The sequence below is a fragment of the Endozoicomonas sp. OPT23 genome (genome assembly GCF_009653635.1).
In the GTDB taxonomy this organism is placed as follows: Bacteria; Pseudomonadota; Gammaproteobacteria; order Pseudomonadales; family Endozoicomonadaceae; genus Endozoicomonas_A.
Window position 1 is genome coordinate 405,071 of record NZ_PPFD01000003.1, and the last position, 16,744, is coordinate 421,814.

Here is a 16,744-nt window from a genome sequence, read left to right on the forward strand (position 1 = left end):
TAGAAGCAAGGCAGGGCAAAGCTCCTGATGAGGGATCAGGAACACAAATAGCTAGAAGTAATAGGCAGCTCTGATCGAAAGAAACCTGAGCCTAAATAATTACTCAGTCATCCATTTCCGATGCAACTAACTGTCGATAGGCAAAAACGATTTTAATAGACTGACGCTTAAGAAGTCGCTGAATCCAGTAACTGCACCAAAGAGGCGCATTTAGTGTTTCCTGCTCTTCCATGTCAGTCATAGGCAAAAATTCGATTTGATGAGACTCTCCTTCCTCATCAATAACCGAAAACATTAGCCCGGGACCACTGGCGACACCTTCATTGCTCAGCCATGGCTGGCAATAGAACATCATTTCCATATCTATGGACCAGAGCTTGTAGTTTTTACTGACAATCAGAGAGAAACGTGCGGAATTTTTCTTCTTTCCCTCAGCCTTGATAAATTCCTGAGGCTTTATACGGGCAGGCATTTTGCGAACATTCAAACCATCTATGGCCTGAGATCCGGAATCATACCAGGACTTCACATCAACAACGCGTTGTTGAATAAAATCACTGGCACTGACTTTTGCAGCGGTGGCAGTCATCCTTACTAATCCTTTATTTTTATTCTGTGTCCTAACTCAAAAACAGGCGATTATCAGAGAACCTCTGACTATCCACTGCTATCTTCGAGCTATACGTCAATGCTTATTTTTATTATTCAGGTGCAGCTTCGTCGTATAAAGATGTGCAATTTATACACTGGAAGTCGTATTGACAACCACCATAACTTAATGGACACCAAAAACAAGCAATGACTCACAAACCAGAACATCCTGTTCTGATTACACTCTATAATTGCAAAATGACAACCGCGTGAAAAGGGGTCAACCGAAATGAGCTTATATTCCGGTGACCTGTCGCTTGTATCTTTCCAGCCAGATCTTCGAAAAAATCTGTAATACCGGTAATACCAACATCCAGATCATTACAAATATTGTCAGTGTTATTGTCTCTGGTTGATCAAGGCGAACCGGAGACAGGTTGTTAATCAAACCGTAATGAATCACTCCAAGACTTGCTCCAGCAACCGCTGAAAGCCATAGTCGGGATGAACACCATGCCAGCCCATGCCGAATAGTCGTACCCAGTAATAACCAGATACAGGCCAGCCAACCAGGAAGAATACGACTGGGTTCTGCCAGTTCAGGAAAGTGTAATAACCCAAGATTTCCCGCAACACTGTCGATGATGCTACCCACAAGCAGTGTTATAAAAAGCACCTCTCTCTCTTTCACCCAGTTTCCAATCCAGCGGAAATGAATACCCAGCAAAATCAGAGTAACGAGATACGGCCATTTCTCGGGCAACAGAACACAGGACAACCAGCCAACAATAAATAAGCCAATATTGAAAGCGTTGCGCATTTTTTCTGGTTTGTGCTTTTCTAAATAAGTAGGCGACATTATAAAACCATTGGTCTCATGACAGAGACTGGCTCCTGAGCCAGTACTTCCCTGATGATAAGCAAACCCTGCTTTAGCTGATCTTCTGATACAGGGCTGCTGATGCATATTCTTACAGCCTGTGGAACTGAGGTGCTGCCAACAGCAAACAATTCCGAATGCAATACCTTTACACCTTTTGCTTCCAGCTGCTTTACAAAGGTTTCTGCACGCCAGGGTTCCGGTAACTTCAACCAGGCATGAAAACCATAGGGCTGACTGGTCAACTCAAGATGACCAAGCACTTCCTTCAATAACTGCTGACGCTTCTTTATCTCCTGCCACTGCCACTGCACCAGCTGCCAGGCTTCTCCTGAATCAATCCACTCCATGGCGACTTCCGACATCAGTGTCGGTGCAATCCAGCAGTTATTACGCATGGCCTGCCTCAGTTTCATGGTCAGATCAGGAGGTGTACAAACAAAGCCAACCCTGAGCCCACCAGCCAGATGCTTGGACAGACTGGACGTATAAATCACTCGCTCCGAATCCAGACTGAACAATGAAGCCAGTCGCTGTACGGGCGGAATAAACTGTACATCATCTTCCAGAATCAGCAGGTTATGTCTGGCAGCCACGGCCAGAATAGCTTTTCGACGTTCTAGGCTCATCACCCCGGCGGTAGGGTTCTGCAGGTTGGGCGTAATATACAACAGTCTGGGCTGATGCTGCTTGCAACACTGTTCAAGAGCTTCCGGCATCACCCCCTGCTCATCCATCTCCAGGCCAATATGGCGCAACTGCCATTGTCGTGCAGCATTGATAAAACCCGGGTAGGTCAGATTCTCTGAAACAATAACATCACCCGGTTTCAGTACCCCCTGCAACGTCAGCATATTCGCATGCTGACCTCCGGAGGTTATCAGGAGGTTGTCCGGACTCACTTCCATTCCGTGATAGCGCATCCAGTTGACCATAGCCTCTCGATGCTGAAGCAAACCTGTTTCCGGAAGGTATTCCAGTAATGGAGTCAGTCGCTGGGGGTCTGCAGAAATAGCCGTAAGGCTGCCAGCCAGAATCTGCTCACGTCTGCCAGGAACAGGCAGGCTGAGACTGAGATCAATCAACTGATCGTCAGCTTGTTCTTTTACGCTGAAGTCTCTTTTTTCCCAAATTTTACCCATGACAAAGGTGCCACTGCCGACTCTGGCGTGAACCAGCCTTCGTCGTTCTGCTTCAGCGTAACCGCGAGTAATGGTGCCAATGGTGACGCCCAATTGATCAGCCAGGTTTCTATGGGTAGGAAGACGATCACCACTGTTCAGCGAACCATCGCCGATGGCAGACTCGATAGCATCCGCCAGCATTTTATATTTCGGGCCACTGAAGGTGGAAAGATCGGGAGACCAGTTCATATCATTCTATTTATCATTATTCGCTGACTGACAATTGTCACGGTGACAATAAAGGTTTTGCACAAATATACAGAGCAATTAGACTAATTTTCAAACCTGATCTTAAAAAAACAATATTTATAGCATGATTGTATGGGGACAATGTTATGTCTAGCCAGCCAACACCTGATCAGCCTGCCTACATTCAGGATGCTTATCAAAGAGAGCTTTCTACTCGCATTATTCTGGTAAATGACAAAACAGTTGTGCTGGAAAATACGATTTTCTATCCCACCGGCGGCGGCCAGCCGGGAGATTCTGGCTGGTTGACCAGCAGTAACGGAGAGAAGTATGAAATCATTAATACTCGCCGTTGCCGTGAAACAAACCAGATTATTCATGAGCTGGCCAAAGAAGCTCCGGAGCTGAAAGCGGATGATCAGGTAAGTCTCGTTATCGACTGGGACAGACGCTACTCACATATGCGTTTCCATACCTGTATGCATCTTCTTTGCTCATTGATCCCTGCCGGCGTTACTGGTGGCGCTCTCACTGACCAGAAGGCCCGCCTTGATTTCAGCCTTGGCGAAATACCCCTGCCTGATGAGCAAGGACTGACAGACCAGCTGAATGAGCTGATCCGGAAGGATATGCCCGTTACTGTCGAAGTACTGGACGAAAACATTCTCGACGAGCAGCCGGAACTGGTACGAACCATGTCTGTCCAACCTCCCAGGGGAACAGGCCAGCTTCGTATGATTCGGGTTCAGGATACCGACTTTCAACCTTGTGGTGGCACCCATGTTGCCCGTACATCCGAGATTGGCCATGTGCGGATTTCCAAGGTTGAAAACAAAGGCAAAAACAATAAACGGATTCAAATTGTCTTTGAATAGACCTTTTACCGTGTATAAAAAGAAGAACGAAAGGAGTAACAATGAAAACCCTTCCTATTTATCAGGTTGATGCTTTCAGCAAAGAACTGTTTGGTGGCAATCCCGCAGCAGTATGCCCCCTTAAAGAGTGGTTGCCTGATGCGGTAATGCAGAAGATTGCTCTGGAAAACAACCTTTCAGAAACAGCCTTTATCGTTGGCAGTCAGGGGCGTTACCACATTCGATGGTTTACACCGGGTACCGAGGTCAAACTTTGTGGTCATGCGACCTTAGCGGCCAGTTATGTGATCCATCACGAACTTGGGGATCATTCTTCCAGGCTGGTCTTCGATAGCCTTTCTGGTGAGCTGACTGTCAGCTTCAAGGGAAGGCAGATTGAGCTCGACTTCCCAGCAGCGGATATTAAGGCAGCCGACCTTCCTGAGTCAGTGGCTGAACTGCTTCCTTTTGAGCCGGAAGACGTTGTGGTCTCGCAAGATGATTTTCTGATCGTAGCTCCTGATGAAGAGACAATTATCAATCTCGATCTTGACTTCACTAAACTGGAAAAAGGCCTCGCCCGAGGCATATGCATCAGTGCCAAGAGTAATCGTCCAAACACTGATTTTGTTTCAAGATGGTTTGGCGGCCCAGAAGTTGCCATTCAGGAAGACCCCGTTACCGGCTCAGCACACACTATGCTCGTCCCTTACTGGGCTCCAAAACTGAACAGTAGTAGCTTGATAGCAGAACAGATTTCAGCCCGCAGAGGCCGACTGGAATGCACAATGCAAAACAACAGAGTTTTAATTGCTGGCTATGCTTCCTTATACCTGAAAGGTGAGATTTATATCTTCTGAGATGTTAAATATGTTTGATCTGGAATTACTCTGGCTACCGCTGGTAGCTTTTGCCTTTGCAACCAGTGTGACACCTGGCCCCAATAATATAATGCTGACCAGTAGTGGACTCAATTTCGGTTTTATTCGAACCATTCCTCATATGCTGGGAATATCCGTCGGCTTCTTTGTGATGTTTTGCTGCGTTGCCTTTGGCCTTCACCAAGTGTTTGAGCAGTTCCCGATTCTTCAGGAAATGCTTCGTCTTATAGGCGTAGTTTATATGCTCAGACTGGCCTGGCTGATAGCGACATCAGGCAAAGTGGAAACGGGTAAGAGCCAACTAAAGCCGATGACGTTTATTCAGGCAGCGCTGTTTCAGTTTGTGAATGCTAAAGCCGTCATGATGGCTGTCAGTGCGGTGGCTGTTTTTGCTCTGCCAGGCGATCAGTTTGCAAAGTCTGCGGTTATTGTCGGGGTCGTTTTCTCACTGGTAAACCTGCCTTCCGTCTCTATCTGGGCAGCTTTCGGAGCAGCTATTGGTAAACTGCTGACCGATGATCGAAAACTGAAACAGTTTAACTATGGTCTGGCCACTCTAACTGCGGCCTCTGTCGCCTTATTTTTTATATAAGTGCCTTTTATATAAACGCCATCACATCAATTATTCCTTTCATAAAAAAAGCCTGATCTATACTTGTGTCGTTTACTTGCTACCACGACACAGTTAGATCATGTTAATTAATATCTATCGCTCTCTCTCGGCACTTGTTGCCCTGCTCAGTACCTTTTGCCTCGCTACTGAATACACCTCATTACATAAAAATGATTCAGAAAAGAGTTTGATGTCGACTGACTATTTCACATTTAATGTCGATCAAAAACAGTGCACGATGCTTATCGATTTTATTGCGGTTGTTAAAGAAACAGGAGCAGTCAGTTATCGATTGAATCTGATCAGCCCCCATGACAAAAATGAGCCATTTAACATAAAAACTAAGGATTACATACCTTCGCCAGAACTAACTGCCCCCTCTCTTACCCACTCCCTGAATAATATTCTTTCCAAGTCTCTGGCTAATGATTTGAGGCCTTCAGTGCTTATGAGTTCAACGATACCCTGGCCATTTAGTTTTGATAACTACATGAGTTCTCTCAGTAAATATCCATGTATTAGAATGGCAGTAGTATTGCCAGAGGGCATGAGTAAGGAGAGCCTGACCGAGTTTAAAAATCAACAGAAAATCACTGTTAAAGCTATAAACTACCACTTCATCAGCAAACTTCTGGTTTCTGATACCGAGGTCGTCTGGCAAAATACCCTTAACCCTGAATATTACAAAGTCATTTCATTGGCAGGAGAGAACATAGACTATTCCGAAACAGTGTTACTGACACTGGCTGGAGGAAGCTCGTTGCCTATACAGGAATATATCGATGGCCAAACTGAAAACAGTCCAATCATTTCCTGTCCAAAATCAGAACTCAGAACTTCGGTGAATGGTGGTGAGTATTGCTGGCCTACCGACCTGTCCTCAGAACCTCTGGCAAATTCATGCACTACGGAGATCATTCAGGACTGCGATGATTTAGAAGGCTTCCTTCAAGGATTTCGACAGAGTTACGATTTACAGCACAGCAAGAGCACTCACGCAGGCTGGCTTAGAGCCCCTCAATCCCGCTGGGTAAACCTTTTACAGAATATGGACTCAAACCATCCGGCTATTATCGTCAGAAAGCCATTTTCACTGGAATACGGAGCTTTGAACCTGCTTCATAGGTGGTCAAAAGTAACCGAGCCAGAAACCAGGCTCAGAGACGAATACCTGTACTCTCGCTATAAGATCAATGCTATTCAATAAGTAAACTACCAAATCATGATAATTATTAAATCGCAGAGCTTAATAGAATTAATTTCTTAATTTTGAATAATTTGTCGAATATATATTCTCTTTAGACAGAAAAACTCGATAACAGACGACCAGATTTTTCCATTTATCATTAGATACACTTTCAAACAGCTTAAGAGGTTCAGCAAATTACACAATGGCAGGGTAGCAGTATGTGGCATAAACACTGGCAAAGTTACATCGACTTATTACAACAAAAGGTGGTTCCAGCACTTGGTTGTACCGAGCCGGTTTCCACAGCATTAGCGGCTGCCCATGCAACACGACTTCTTGGCAAAACTCCTGAGCGACTCGAAGTCAGCGTGAGTGCAAACCTGCTTAAGAACGGTATGGGTGTTGGTGTGCCAGGAACAGGTGAAGTGGGTTTGCCAATCGCTGCAGCGATCGGAGCCATTGCCGGAGATGCTGATGCAGGTCTTCAGGTACTCGCAACTATGCAACCGGAACAGGTAGAGCAAGCTAAACAGATGGTTGCTCAACAGCAGGTCACCATTGATGTTGCAGACACCGAATCACTGTTATTCAGTCAGGTGGTTGCCTACACCGGAGACCAGAAAGTACGTGTCATTATCAAAGACCATCACACCTCGGTGACACTGATCGAACTGAACGACCACCCTGTTGTACTGCCACAAGTAAGAAACCAGGAACAGGAAACTCAGGCACCAGAACCCGAACTGACTGTTTCTGATATCTATAGCTTTGCCACAGCAGTTGATCTGGAAAAGATTGAGTTTATAAACCAGGCCGCTGAGCTTAACCGACAACTGTCTGATGAAGGTCTGGCAAATGAATACGGTCTTCAGATCGGCAGAACCATGCAGAGCAATCTCGGAAAAGGCTGGTTAACGGATGACTTATCCGTTTCAGCCATTATGCGCTCTTCTGCGGCTTCGGATGCCAGAATGGATGGCGCCATGCTTCCGGCAATGAGTAATTCCGGCAGCGGCAATCAGGGGATTGCGGCCACCATGCCTGTGGTCGCTGTTGCCGACAAAATAAAGGCTACACCTGAACAACTCACCAGAGCCTTGATTCTGAGTCACTTAATCGCCATTCATATTAAGTCTCACCTGAATGTTTTATCTGCTTTATGCGCTGCAACTACCGCTGGCACTGGTGCCAGTGCTGCCATTGCCTGGCTGCTTCATGACAAAGAAAAAGGTACTGGTTTCCAAGCCGTTGAGAACGCCATCTTCAATATGCTGGGTGATATCTCGGGCATTTTCTGTGACGGAGCCAAGTCCAGTTGCTCCATGAAGGTTTCTACCTCGGCTTCAGCGGCTATTAAGTCTGCAATGCTGGCGGTGGATGGTATTCGAGTAACAGAAAACGAAGGCATTATTGAGCGGGATATAGAAAAGACCATTGATAACCTTGGCATGATTGGCAGTCAAACCATGCAGCAGGTGGACCAGATGATCGTTCACATCATGATGAATAAATAACCTGTTACTCACAGGCACTTTGCTGCGAATCATTCAACTGCTCAAATCTTTGTTGCCAATCGCTCAGCCAGTCAGACAGCTCACTGATTGGCATGGGTCTGGCAACAAAATAGCCCTGAACAATATCGCAGCCTAACTCATTCAGAAGATGCCAGTCCGCCACCTGTTCAACACCTTCAGCGACAACCCTCATTCCAAGCGTATGAGCCAAGCCAATATTGGCATCAATGATAGCTTTTCTGGTTTTATCTTCACTGGCGCCATCCACAAACGAGCGATCAATCTTCAGTTCCGAGAAAGGAATTCGGTTCAACTGTTTCATACTGGAGTAGCCAGTACCGAAATCGTCTATAGAGAGCATAAAACCTTTCATTTTCAATCGCGCTAACGTCTCGAGAGATTTAGCAGGCTGATCAATCAAACTGCTCTCGGTTATTTCCAGCATCAGCAATTCAGGTGAAAGTTTAAGAGCGGATAACTGTTTGAATAACCGATCAGGCATTGAGGTGTCGTTCAATGTAATAGCTGACAGATTAATACCAATTTTGGTGGTCATGCCTTTTGTCTTAAAGTCACAAAGGGCCACTAGAGCCTTTTCAATCACTTGCTCGGTCAACGCTTCAATTTGTCCACTTTCTTCCATCAGAGGAATAAAAGAGTCCGGCATAACCAGCCCATGCTCCGGATGTTGCCAACGACAGAGTACTTCTGTTGCTTCCAGCTCTCCTGTTGCCATAGAGACTTTGGGTTGGTGATAAAGAGTGAACTCTTTCCGGCTCAGCGCATCGTCCAGTTCTTTAACTGTCCACGGGGCTTTGGCGTCTTGAGGAAAGCTTGTTGATTCTTCAGTTTCCAGATCGGTAAACCGACCAAGTAAATCCTGAAGTTTCTTTTTTGCCAGAGGTTTAGCCAGCGTACCAAGCAGTTTAAGCCCATGTTCCTGAACCAGATCCTCCACGGTTCGAATCAGCGATGCTTCCATGGCACTGGCAACAATGACAGCACCCGCCAGTTTATTCTTGGCCAGCTCTCCCAGAAACTGGATGCCGTCCATTCCCGGCATATCCAGGTCGCAGATCACCACATCCACCTTACCGAACTGCTCAAGCACCTTTAAGGCCTGAAGGCCGTCGGCGGCTTGATGAATGTCTTTGATGCCAAGAGACTGAAGCACCTGAAGAGCAACTGATCGCTGGAAATCATTGTCTTCAACAACCAGAATTGTATGACCTTTCAGACTCTCCAGATTGCCCAGACTATCCATTTCTGCTCCCATCCAGCACATCCCTGCGATATTCCTGTCTATAAAGTATGGACGCATAAAAGAGCCGTTGAGCAGTATTTCTCAGGCAATTTTTTTATCAGCTGCAATACTTTGCGGTATCCCTTTATAACTGCCTTTCAGGACTCTGTTCTCACCATGCATGCCTTTAAAACCATTATGGTGGTCATCACCCAGAACCATACCAGCGAACTTGAACTGAGCCAGGCCTTTCGGTTGGCGCAGGACAATCAGGCCAGGCTGATTCTGGCGATCTTCGACCAAAGCCTGGAGTTGATGAAAAAGCTTCAGTTCCTGCCCCTTGAAGCCAAATTTGAAGCAGGCTTGCGAAAACAGCTTGAGGAAACGTCCGAATCACTGAAGCAGCAGGCATGGGAACAGGGTATTCAGGCCGAAGCCCTTATTATTGCCGGCAAGCCCAGACAAATGATCTTCGGACTGGTCAGTCAATATGGCGTTGATCTGGTCATCAAGCTGGCTGACCCTAGTGGTGTTCTGGACAGAAATCAGCTGACCGGCAACGATCTGGCACTGCTGCGTAAATGCCCGGTTCCATTACTGATGATGGCCTGCCGCGATCAGCTGCCTGACTACACCGGCAGAATCATGGTGGCGATCGATGTGGGAGACTCCGACAGTGATGCTGCAGCACTGAACCAGACCCTTCTTCTGCACGGGCTCTATCTCAGCAGCCAGGAGAATGCCGAGCTGCATATTGCCAGTGCCTGGAACCTTCCTGGCAAGCAGTCTGATATCAACTTTCTTGCTGAAGACGAAATCTATGAACTGCAGGAAAGTACTCACCAGCACTATCAGGAAAAGCTTGAGCAAACACTCAGTGATGCTGGTATAGAAAGCAACAAGAGGTCAGTAAGCATTCACCTACTAAAAGGTAACGCAGCCCACGAAATACAAACGCTGGCTAATGAAGTGGATGTTGACCTGATTGTAATGGGTACGCTAGGCAAACATGCCCAAGGGGTTTTGATGGGAAATACAGCGGAGAATATTCTGAATGGTGTTTACTGTTCAATTCTGGCAGTGAAGCCAGAAGGCTTTGTCAGCCCTCTGGCCTGAACGCTCAAACGAGGCTCAGTATCACTTGAGGCCACTCATGAATTGAACAGCGTTGCTGAACTCTTCATCGGAACAATCGCCACAGGTACCACGAGGAGGCATGCTGTTGAAACCGGCAATAGCCTTGTTTACAACACTATCGAAGCTGCCTGCTTCAGACAGACGTGCATTCCATGCTGCAGAGTCGCCTTTCTTCGGCGCTCCCAGAATACCGGCACCGTGACAGGCACTACAGAACTGACCGTAAACTGCTTCACCGGTGCGTGGACCGCTGGCAGCTACTGGTGCAGCACCAACATTGCTGGCGCACTCTTCACCCTGCAGGCAAACCTTGGTTACTGGAGCAATTCGCTCTGCAACTTCCTGTCGGGAGATGTCATCCAGCTCTACCGCAGCAAAAGTCATAACAGAAAAAAGGCCGCCAATCAGGGCCATAATAAAACGCAGTTGTGTTACCCGAGACACTCGCCATCCCCTTTATAATAAAGCTGCTCCAGACCCTGAACAGACTGTAGCTTCTCGTTTTTCATAATAGGTTCACACTGCGTCTTCAGGCCAGTCGTGCTGGCAGTTATGGTCACTTCCCATTGTCCCAATGAATAAATGAGGCAGTGACTTTTGAATTATCAGACCGCAATGAAACCGATTGTTCTTAAGCATGCGGATTATAGAACAGTTGAATAAGGTAAAACAGCACTTTCCAAGCCGTGCCAGTGGATGAAAGAGGACAACACTTGAGTGTTGCACACAAAACATCGTACATTTACCTAGAAGCAGCTAAATTCGCCTTTCAGCAAGCGTTGAGGTGTATTTCACCCCGACAAAAAGCCATAGACAGGATCAGTTCTGATCAGTAATATTGGCCACCGCTGGAAGCCCATGCTGCCAGTCGTTTGCACCCGTAGCTCAGCTGGATAGAGTATACGCCTCCGAAGCGTAAGGTCGCGCGTTCGAATCGCGCCGGGTGCGCCATATTTAAAAAAGCCCTGCTTGTTTCAAGCGGGGCTTTTTTTATAGTTCTAATAAATAAGTGTTAATACACTTTCCACTTCGGCTATACCTCGCGGTTTAAAGCTAAAAGTTTGATGCACCTCAAAGACCTCACCTATCTCGAGACAGCAGGAAAAGCAGTTGATTTAAGTCAACACTTAAAGCACTCATATAATTAATGTATTCACTGTTTTTTTAACCTTCCCCTTAATCAAAAACTTCAGGTAATACACTATGGCTGGCACTCCCCTGCACGACAGGAAAGTCTCTGTGGGCAGTTATATTGCTCTGGCTTTCGCCATTGTCTTCTTTTCCGGTTTTATGAAATCCGCTGAATGGTACGGTGTCTTCGACTTTACGACACTGAACGGCTCGTTCGGTAAAGTTGTTTATGCTGTCAAGGATACGGCTGAAGGCATACAAGCCAGCACCTATACCATGCGTGGTAAAGGTGGCAGCGGCGCCCGTGACGGTTTCATCTTTGCCTTCACACTGATTCCTACCGTTATGTTCGCACTGGCCATGATTGAAGTGCTGGAACACTACGGTGCACTGAACGCGGCCCGAAAACTACTATCTCCTCTGCTGAAACCTCTGATGGGTATTCCAGGCGACACTGGTCTTGCTCTTATCGCATCTCTTCAGTCTACCGATGCCGGGGCGTCGATGACGCGAGGGCTTATCGATGAAGGGAAGCTGAAAGAGAAAGAAGCGGATGTCTTCACTATGTTCCAGTTCTCTGCCGGTGCCACCATTGTTAACTTCTTCTCTTCTGGCGCCATTCTATTCACGCTGACCAATACAGACGGCTCTGCTGCAGTACCTGCTTCTATTGGTCTTTGCCTGATCGTGATGTTTGTACTGAAAATCTTTGGTGCCAACATGATGCGACTTTATCTGACCATGGCTGAAAAGAAACAAGCAAATACTGGTGTACATGGAGAGGCAGCATAATGTCTGAAGTTACTAAAAAACCAATGATCACCGACGTATTTGTTGCCGGTGCCCGTAAAGGCTGGAACATCGCCGTTACCAGTACTGTCCCTAACGTTCTGATGGCTTTCGTTGTTATCAAGGCGCTGAAGATTACCGGCCTGCTGGATATGATGGGAACAGTGTTTGCTCCTGTTATGGCTGTGGTTGGCCTGCCCGGCGAAGCAGCTGCTGTGTTAATGGGCGCCTGGATGTCCATGGGCGGTGCTGTTGGTGTTGCTGTTTCCCTGTTTGATTCCGGGCACCTGACTGGTGAGCACCTGGCTATTCTGGCTCCTGCCATCTACCTGATGGGCTCACAGATTCAATACGCTGGTCGTATTCTTGGCGTAGTCGGCACCAAAGCGAAACTGATCCCTATCATGATCGGCTTCTCTGTCTTGAATGCCTTCATTGCCATGTTCCTGATGAACATCCTCGTCTGATACCCTTTCAAATAAGCAGGGAGCCTGGGCTCTCTGCTTTTCTGTTTTATGGAGTTACCCATGAATTTTGCACTGGATGCATATTTGGACGAGCTTCGTCCTTTGATCGATGTGGACTGCGGTACGCTAACCGTAAGCGGTATTGAAACTGTTGCCGGGATTCTGACTGAAAAATATCAGCAACTGGGCTGGAATATTAAGCAGGTCGACCTGGGTGAAGCAGGTTGCGGTCTGGAAGTTCGCAATAAGCCTGACGCTGAACAGATTGACCTGATGATGGTCGGTCATATGGATACTGTTTTTCCTGAAGGCACTGTCGCTGAACGACCAATGACCTTTGATGACAAATGCGCATATGGCCCGGGCGTTTCCGATATGAAGTCCGGCCTGCTGAATGTTATCTACGCTCTGCGTGCTATCGATGAAGATGTTCTCGATAAACTTTCCATCTGTGTCTGTATGAATCCGGATGAAGAGATTGGTTCTACCTATTCCCATGGATGGCTGGAATCAGTTGCCAGCGAAGCAAAGCAGGTTCTGGTAGCAGAAGCAGCCCGCGCTGATGGATCTCTGGTTAAGGCTCGCAAAGGCATGGCTCGCTACGACATTGAGTTTCATGGCAAGGCGGCTCATGCCGGTAACGAACCAGAGAACGGCCGTAGTGCTATTACTGAAATGGCCCATTGGCTGCTGGCGATTAATGAACTGACCAACTTTGAAACCGGCACTACCTTCAATAATGGTGTTGTTTCCGGTGGCGCTGGTGCCAACATAGTTCCGGATTATGCCAAGATCGTCGTTGATATCCGCTTCTGGGATAACCGTGAATACGAGGCCATGGATGAGAAACTAAAATCCATGACCGAGACACCATTCACTAAAGATATTACTGTCTCCATTAGCAGAGCCGCTCATAAACCCGCCATGGTACCTTCAGATAAAACAGTCAATCTAATGTCTGTGGTTGAAGAGTCCGGCAATGAGCTTGGCATCGAAATTAACTGGAAAGAAGTTGGTGGTGGTTCCGACGCTAACCTGACAGCAGCTATGGGTATACCCACTCTGGACGGTTTGGGGCCTATTGGTGGCGGCTTCCATAGCTCAGACGAATACCTTGACCTGAGCTCCATTGAACCTCGTATTAATCTACTGAAAACCGTTATCTGCAAACTGGCTAACGCTTAGAAACATCCAGGTCTGAACGCTTGTTCAGGCCTATTTTTTATTTCTTTCCTCTATTAGGTTGTCTACTAAACTGCTACCTCAACACAAATTTTAATTCCTATTAAATAAGGTCGTAAGTGTTGGGCAGAAAGAATCTGTTTTTTTGCTGGTTGTTCATTCTTGGCTCTGTGCTTACGCCTAATGCCAAAAGCAGCTTATTTGATCTCGGTTATACACTAACCGACCCATTGCCTTTATTTTATAAAATAAATCTATCTACTTATTCTCTTTATGGCCCTCCGCCCAAATGGCTTCACTTTCCAGACATACTCCCAGAATCACAAGAAAAACAAGCCATAGTTGAAATCCCCTCTGAAGACCCTTGTGGGGATGATCAACAAGAGTTGCCTACAGAGGATATTCTGGATGATCTATCACCAGAATCATTAAAACAAAAAATGGTGAGCAACCTTGATAACCTTTCTCAGCAGTTGAACCGTCGTGATGGTACAAAACTGGTATTGGTTTTTGATCTCGATAACAGCCTCATCAGCAGCACTGATACTATTCAGAAACTATTCTCTCTGGATCAACATACCGCCACTGACCTTCAACAAGATTGGTTAAATCAACTAGCAGACTTTACTTCGAGTCATTCAGAGAAATTCATTGTGATCTACAACACCAGTCGTTCTATCCCCAAAATCAGGAGACAGAATGGCAAACAAAGCAACTACCCAATAGATTTACAAAGTCTGTCTACCCGGTCTAGCGCCAATAATCCCATGGTGAGTTTTCAGGAAAAAGCGAATGATTCATCGGTAGAAAGCAGCTATGCGATACCTCGCCCTGATGTGCTCATCAGCAGTCATGGTTTAAATATTGAATTCACTCTGGAGCACGATGAACATACTCACCAAATAACTCAGATCAATGAAGGGCTGATGAGCTTCTACCGTGAAGATCACCCCAAACATAAGGACACATGTACACAACGAGGACTCGTTGATGTTGATGGAGCCTCGATCAAGTGGAACAGTGGTGAGAACTACTGCATTCTCACACCACTTATCTCTTCGCCCATTCAATTCAGTGCTAACCATCTGCAACAGCCTGACCCGACCCATGTATTCAGTGCTGTTGTAAAACCTGACAATGTCATTAAAGAGAGTTATATCCAAAGCATTACTCTCAATAAAGGCACCAGCCTTCGCATTGTGACTCAACTGCTCATAGAAATGAGTCATCTTCAAACAGGCAGGTTTTTAATCGTAACAGTGGGCGACTCTCATTTGGATCTGCCGATGCTGAGACCAGATCTTGAAGCCAAAGCAGCAGGCAAGATTTCTCAAGCGGCTGTAGATCAACGAGAACAAGCAGTTTCCGGGCTATTAGGTGGCAATTCTGCAGCAGATCTGCTCGCCCATCACTGGCTACTCAGTATCAATACTGATCCGGACAATATTCCTCAGGATCTCAATAGCTATACAAGAGCAGTCTTCGATCACAAAAAAATAATCACCCTGCCCTATAAACAAAGGGGACTTCCTTTCGTCATCGAGAATATCGTTGAGTCTCTCAGTTCGGATGAATAGCTACTTGGCTGTTACATTTTTAGTTGCTCACGATACTCTGATGGTGACATCCCTTTCTGCTGTTTGAACCAGTGATTCAAAGCTCTGGCGTCACTAAAGCCAAGCAGAGAAGCAATTTTCTGGAAGGCCACACCTCTATTAATGTGACCAACCAGAGACTCCATACGAACACCATTATAGAGTTGGGTAAAACCCGTACCATTTTTCCTCAAAGATCTTTGTAATGTTTTTTCAGTCAGCCCTAGAGATAAAGCTACGGTTTCAAGCCTAACAGGACCATTTGGTAACAGGCTATTGATAGTATTTTTCACTCTCTGTGCCAGTAAGAATTCGTCCTGAAAGATAGCTAACTGTCGCTCAGCTTTATCAATTAGATACTGTTTAATGCCAGTATCGAAGCCATAGGGGCCTATTAATCTGGCCTGATCATTTATAACTATGGCTGTTCGGGGTTGATCAAAATATACGGGGCAGCCGAAGAATCGTTCGAAGTATTCTCGCCTACTACCTTTCTTCAGGGAATGTGAGTAATGGATAGATTCAAATGGTGAATTATATAACTTTAAACTTTTTATAAAATGCATCTCTGCAGCAAATATATACTCACGCAGAAAGGACACCACTTTAGGTTCATCGTGCTTTATCAATAGAATGATTTCACAATTTTTTTCATTTTCAATAATAGCAAAATCAACAAGATCCGTTTTAATAGGCAGATATTTACAGACTAATCGGTAAGCTTCCTTCATGTTAGGCTCTAGTTTGAACATATCAGAGGTAAAACCATAAGACACAGGAGTTCTTTTTTCAGCACACTTCAGTGAGGCATTCCCCTCCTTACAACTACTTTCTATTTTCTCTATCAGCCCCCAAAACAGAGGACTCTCTGTATATTCGTCAGGGTTCTGTCTGATCGACTCAATCTCACCACCCAGCTCAGCAAAATCCACTCCAGTTTCATATGCATAATCCAATAGTGGGTAAATCATGAAGTTGATTACATAATTAGTCATCGACTTAGTACATCCATGCTACTTGCCATAAATTCAACACAGCGATCCGTCCGAATTGATCACCTTACTTCCAGATTCATCAACTGTTTTTTGGAGTAAATCTTAGTAAAATCATGTCCTGCAGGACAATAATTAAACAATATATCGTTGTCGTATGATTTAAAAATAAAATATTGCCAACAAGGATGTTGAAGACATGATTCCTATCAGGAAAGCACTCCTGACGTGTATGCTAGCCTCACTTCTGTCAGCGTGTGACGGTGGCGGTGGTTCTTCTAGTAGCGCGCAAACTCCAGAATCTGGGCAACCC

At 46.0% G+C, this 16,744-nt stretch carries 16 protein-coding genes and 1 tRNA gene; 11 read left to right on the forward strand and 6 right to left on the reverse strand.

Going from position 1 to position 16,744, the window contains the following annotated elements:
* Positions 1 to 103 precede the first annotated feature (103 nt).
* The 3 genes from EOPP23_RS07640 to EOPP23_RS07650 all read right to left on the reverse strand — a co-directional run bounded on the left by EOPP23_RS07640 (position 104) and on the right by EOPP23_RS07650 (position 2,844).
* Positions 104 to 589 carry a hypothetical protein gene (locus tag EOPP23_RS07640; protein WP_153765369.1) on the reverse strand — a complete coding sequence of 162 codons (486 nt, stop codon included), beginning with the start codon at positions 587 to 589 and terminating at the stop codon, positions 104 to 106.
* Positions 590 to 886: 297 nt separating this feature from the next.
* Positions 887 to 1,450 (reverse strand): DUF2878 domain-containing protein, encoded by a 564-nt coding sequence (locus EOPP23_RS07645; RefSeq protein WP_194842537.1) that lies wholly within the window; start codon positions 1,448 to 1,450, stop codon positions 887 to 889.
* A complete protein-coding gene (locus EOPP23_RS07650) occupies positions 1,450 to 2,844 on the reverse strand; it encodes a PLP-dependent aminotransferase family protein (protein WP_153765371.1) in 1,395 nt (464 codons plus the stop codon). The genes EOPP23_RS07645 and EOPP23_RS07650 overlap by 1 nt, the downstream gene beginning before the upstream one ends.
* Before the next feature lie 146 nt (positions 2,845 to 2,990).
* On the opposite strand from EOPP23_RS07650, the gene EOPP23_RS07655 reads away from it, so the two are divergent.
* From EOPP23_RS07655 to EOPP23_RS07675, 5 genes are all read left to right on the forward strand, one after another.
* Positions 2,991 to 3,719, forward strand: a complete 729-nt coding sequence (locus EOPP23_RS07655) for an alanyl-tRNA editing protein (protein ID WP_153765372.1) — start codon at positions 2,991 to 2,993, stop codon at positions 3,717 to 3,719.
* A 41-nt stretch (positions 3,720 to 3,760) separates the two neighbouring features.
* Positions 3,761 to 4,558: a PhzF family phenazine biosynthesis protein gene (locus EOPP23_RS07660; protein WP_153765373.1), complete on the forward strand. Its 798-nt coding sequence runs from the start codon at positions 3,761 to 3,763 to the stop codon at positions 4,556 to 4,558.
* Between the two features lie 10 nt (positions 4,559 to 4,568).
* On the forward strand, positions 4,569 to 5,171 hold the full coding sequence (locus EOPP23_RS07665; protein WP_153765374.1) for a LysE family translocator: 603 nt from the start codon (positions 4,569 to 4,571) through the stop codon (positions 5,169 to 5,171).
* A 100-nt stretch (positions 5,172 to 5,271) separates the two neighbouring features.
* The gene (locus EOPP23_RS07670) at positions 5,272 to 6,399 is read left to right on the forward strand and encodes a hypothetical protein (protein ID WP_153765375.1); all 1,128 of its coding nucleotides are present in this window, start codon (positions 5,272 to 5,274) and stop codon (positions 6,397 to 6,399) included.
* Between the two features lie 200 nt (positions 6,400 to 6,599).
* Positions 6,600 to 7,895, forward strand: a complete 1,296-nt coding sequence (locus EOPP23_RS07675; RefSeq protein ID WP_153765376.1) for a serine dehydratase subunit alpha family protein — start codon at positions 6,600 to 6,602, stop codon at positions 7,893 to 7,895.
* Between the two features lie 4 nt (positions 7,896 to 7,899).
* On the opposite strand, the gene EOPP23_RS07680 is transcribed toward EOPP23_RS07675, so the two are convergent.
* A complete protein-coding gene (locus EOPP23_RS07680) occupies positions 7,900 to 9,159 on the reverse strand; it encodes an EAL domain-containing protein (protein WP_194842538.1) in 1,260 nt (419 codons plus the stop codon).
* Positions 9,160 to 9,315: 156 nt separating this feature from the next.
* Here EOPP23_RS07680 and EOPP23_RS07685 point away from each other — a divergent pair, with 156 nt between their 5' ends.
* A complete protein-coding gene (locus EOPP23_RS07685) occupies positions 9,316 to 10,254 on the forward strand; it encodes a universal stress protein (protein ID WP_194842539.1) in 939 nt (312 codons plus the stop codon).
* A 21-nt stretch (positions 10,255 to 10,275) separates the two neighbouring features.
* On the opposite strand, the gene EOPP23_RS07690 is transcribed toward EOPP23_RS07685, so the two are convergent.
* Positions 10,276 to 10,719, reverse strand: a complete 444-nt coding sequence (locus tag EOPP23_RS07690; protein WP_370514706.1) for a cytochrome c5 family protein — start codon at positions 10,717 to 10,719, stop codon at positions 10,276 to 10,278.
* Positions 10,720 to 11,149: 430 nt separating this feature from the next.
* Here EOPP23_RS07690 and EOPP23_RS07695 point away from each other — a divergent pair.
* The 5 genes from EOPP23_RS07695 to EOPP23_RS07715 all read left to right on the forward strand — a co-directional run bounded on the left by EOPP23_RS07695 (position 11,150) and on the right by EOPP23_RS07715 (position 15,421).
* Positions 11,150 to 11,226 (forward strand) — tRNA-Arg (locus EOPP23_RS07695).
* A 252-nt stretch (positions 11,227 to 11,478) separates the two neighbouring features.
* Entirely contained in the window at positions 11,479 to 12,198 is a 720-nt protein-coding gene (locus tag EOPP23_RS07700) for a nucleoside recognition domain-containing protein (protein ID WP_153765379.1), read from the forward strand.
* The gene (locus EOPP23_RS07705; RefSeq protein ID WP_153765380.1) at positions 12,198 to 12,662 is read left to right on the forward strand and encodes a YjiG family protein; all 465 of its coding nucleotides are present in this window, start codon (positions 12,198 to 12,200) and stop codon (positions 12,660 to 12,662) included. Before EOPP23_RS07700 ends, EOPP23_RS07705 begins: the two co-directional genes overlap by 1 nt.
* A gap of 60 nt (positions 12,663 to 12,722) precedes the next feature.
* Positions 12,723 to 13,847 carry a M20 family metallopeptidase gene (locus tag EOPP23_RS07710; protein ID WP_153765381.1) on the forward strand — a complete coding sequence of 375 codons (1,125 nt, stop codon included), beginning with the start codon at positions 12,723 to 12,725 and terminating at the stop codon, positions 13,845 to 13,847.
* A 119-nt stretch (positions 13,848 to 13,966) separates the two neighbouring features.
* On the forward strand, positions 13,967 to 15,421 hold the full coding sequence (locus EOPP23_RS07715; RefSeq protein ID WP_153765382.1) for a hypothetical protein: 1,455 nt from the start codon (positions 13,967 to 13,969) through the stop codon (positions 15,419 to 15,421).
* Positions 15,422 to 15,432: 11 nt separating this feature from the next.
* Here EOPP23_RS07715 and EOPP23_RS07720 read toward each other — a convergent pair whose 3' ends face one another.
* On the reverse strand, positions 15,433 to 16,434 hold the full coding sequence (locus tag EOPP23_RS07720) for an AraC family transcriptional regulator (RefSeq protein WP_153765383.1): 1,002 nt from the start codon (positions 16,432 to 16,434) through the stop codon (positions 15,433 to 15,435).
* Positions 16,435 to 16,744 lie beyond the last annotated feature (310 nt).

What these genes read in the sequence shown, in the direction of transcription:
- EOPP23_RS07640 (WP_153765369.1), bottom strand. Translation starts at nt 589, where the DNA reads ATGACTGCCACCGCTGCAAAAGTCAGTGCCAGTGATTTTATTCAACAA.
- EOPP23_RS07645 (WP_194842537.1), bottom strand. Translation starts at nt 1,450, where the DNA reads ATGTCGCCTACTTATTTAGAAAAGCACAAACCAGAAAAAATGCGCAAC.
- EOPP23_RS07650 (WP_153765371.1), bottom strand. Translation starts at nt 2,844, where the DNA reads ATGAACTGGTCTCCCGATCTTTCCACCTTCAGTGGCCCGAAATATAAA.
- EOPP23_RS07655 (WP_153765372.1), top strand. Translation starts at nt 2,991, where the DNA reads ATGTCTAGCCAGCCAACACCTGATCAGCCTGCCTACATTCAGGATGCT.
- EOPP23_RS07660 (WP_153765373.1), top strand. Translation starts at nt 3,761, where the DNA reads ATGAAAACCCTTCCTATTTATCAGGTTGATGCTTTCAGCAAAGAACTG.
- EOPP23_RS07665 (WP_153765374.1), top strand. Translation starts at nt 4,569, where the DNA reads ATGTTTGATCTGGAATTACTCTGGCTACCGCTGGTAGCTTTTGCCTTT.
- EOPP23_RS07670 (WP_153765375.1), top strand. Translation starts at nt 5,272, where the DNA reads ATGTTAATTAATATCTATCGCTCTCTCTCGGCACTTGTTGCCCTGCTC.
- EOPP23_RS07675 (WP_153765376.1), top strand. Translation starts at nt 6,600, where the DNA reads ATGTGGCATAAACACTGGCAAAGTTACATCGACTTATTACAACAAAAG.
- EOPP23_RS07680 (WP_194842538.1), bottom strand. Translation starts at nt 9,159, where the DNA reads ATGGATAGTCTGGGCAATCTGGAGAGTCTGAAAGGTCATACAATTCTG.
- EOPP23_RS07685 (WP_194842539.1), top strand. Translation starts at nt 9,316, where the DNA reads ATGCATGCCTTTAAAACCATTATGGTGGTCATCACCCAGAACCATACC.
- EOPP23_RS07700 (WP_153765379.1), top strand. Translation starts at nt 11,479, where the DNA reads ATGGCTGGCACTCCCCTGCACGACAGGAAAGTCTCTGTGGGCAGTTAT.
- EOPP23_RS07705 (WP_153765380.1), top strand. Translation starts at nt 12,198, where the DNA reads ATGTCTGAAGTTACTAAAAAACCAATGATCACCGACGTATTTGTTGCC.
- EOPP23_RS07710 (WP_153765381.1), top strand. Translation starts at nt 12,723, where the DNA reads ATGAATTTTGCACTGGATGCATATTTGGACGAGCTTCGTCCTTTGATC.
- EOPP23_RS07720 (WP_153765383.1), bottom strand. Translation starts at nt 16,434, where the DNA reads ATGACTAATTATGTAATCAACTTCATGATTTACCCACTATTGGATTAT.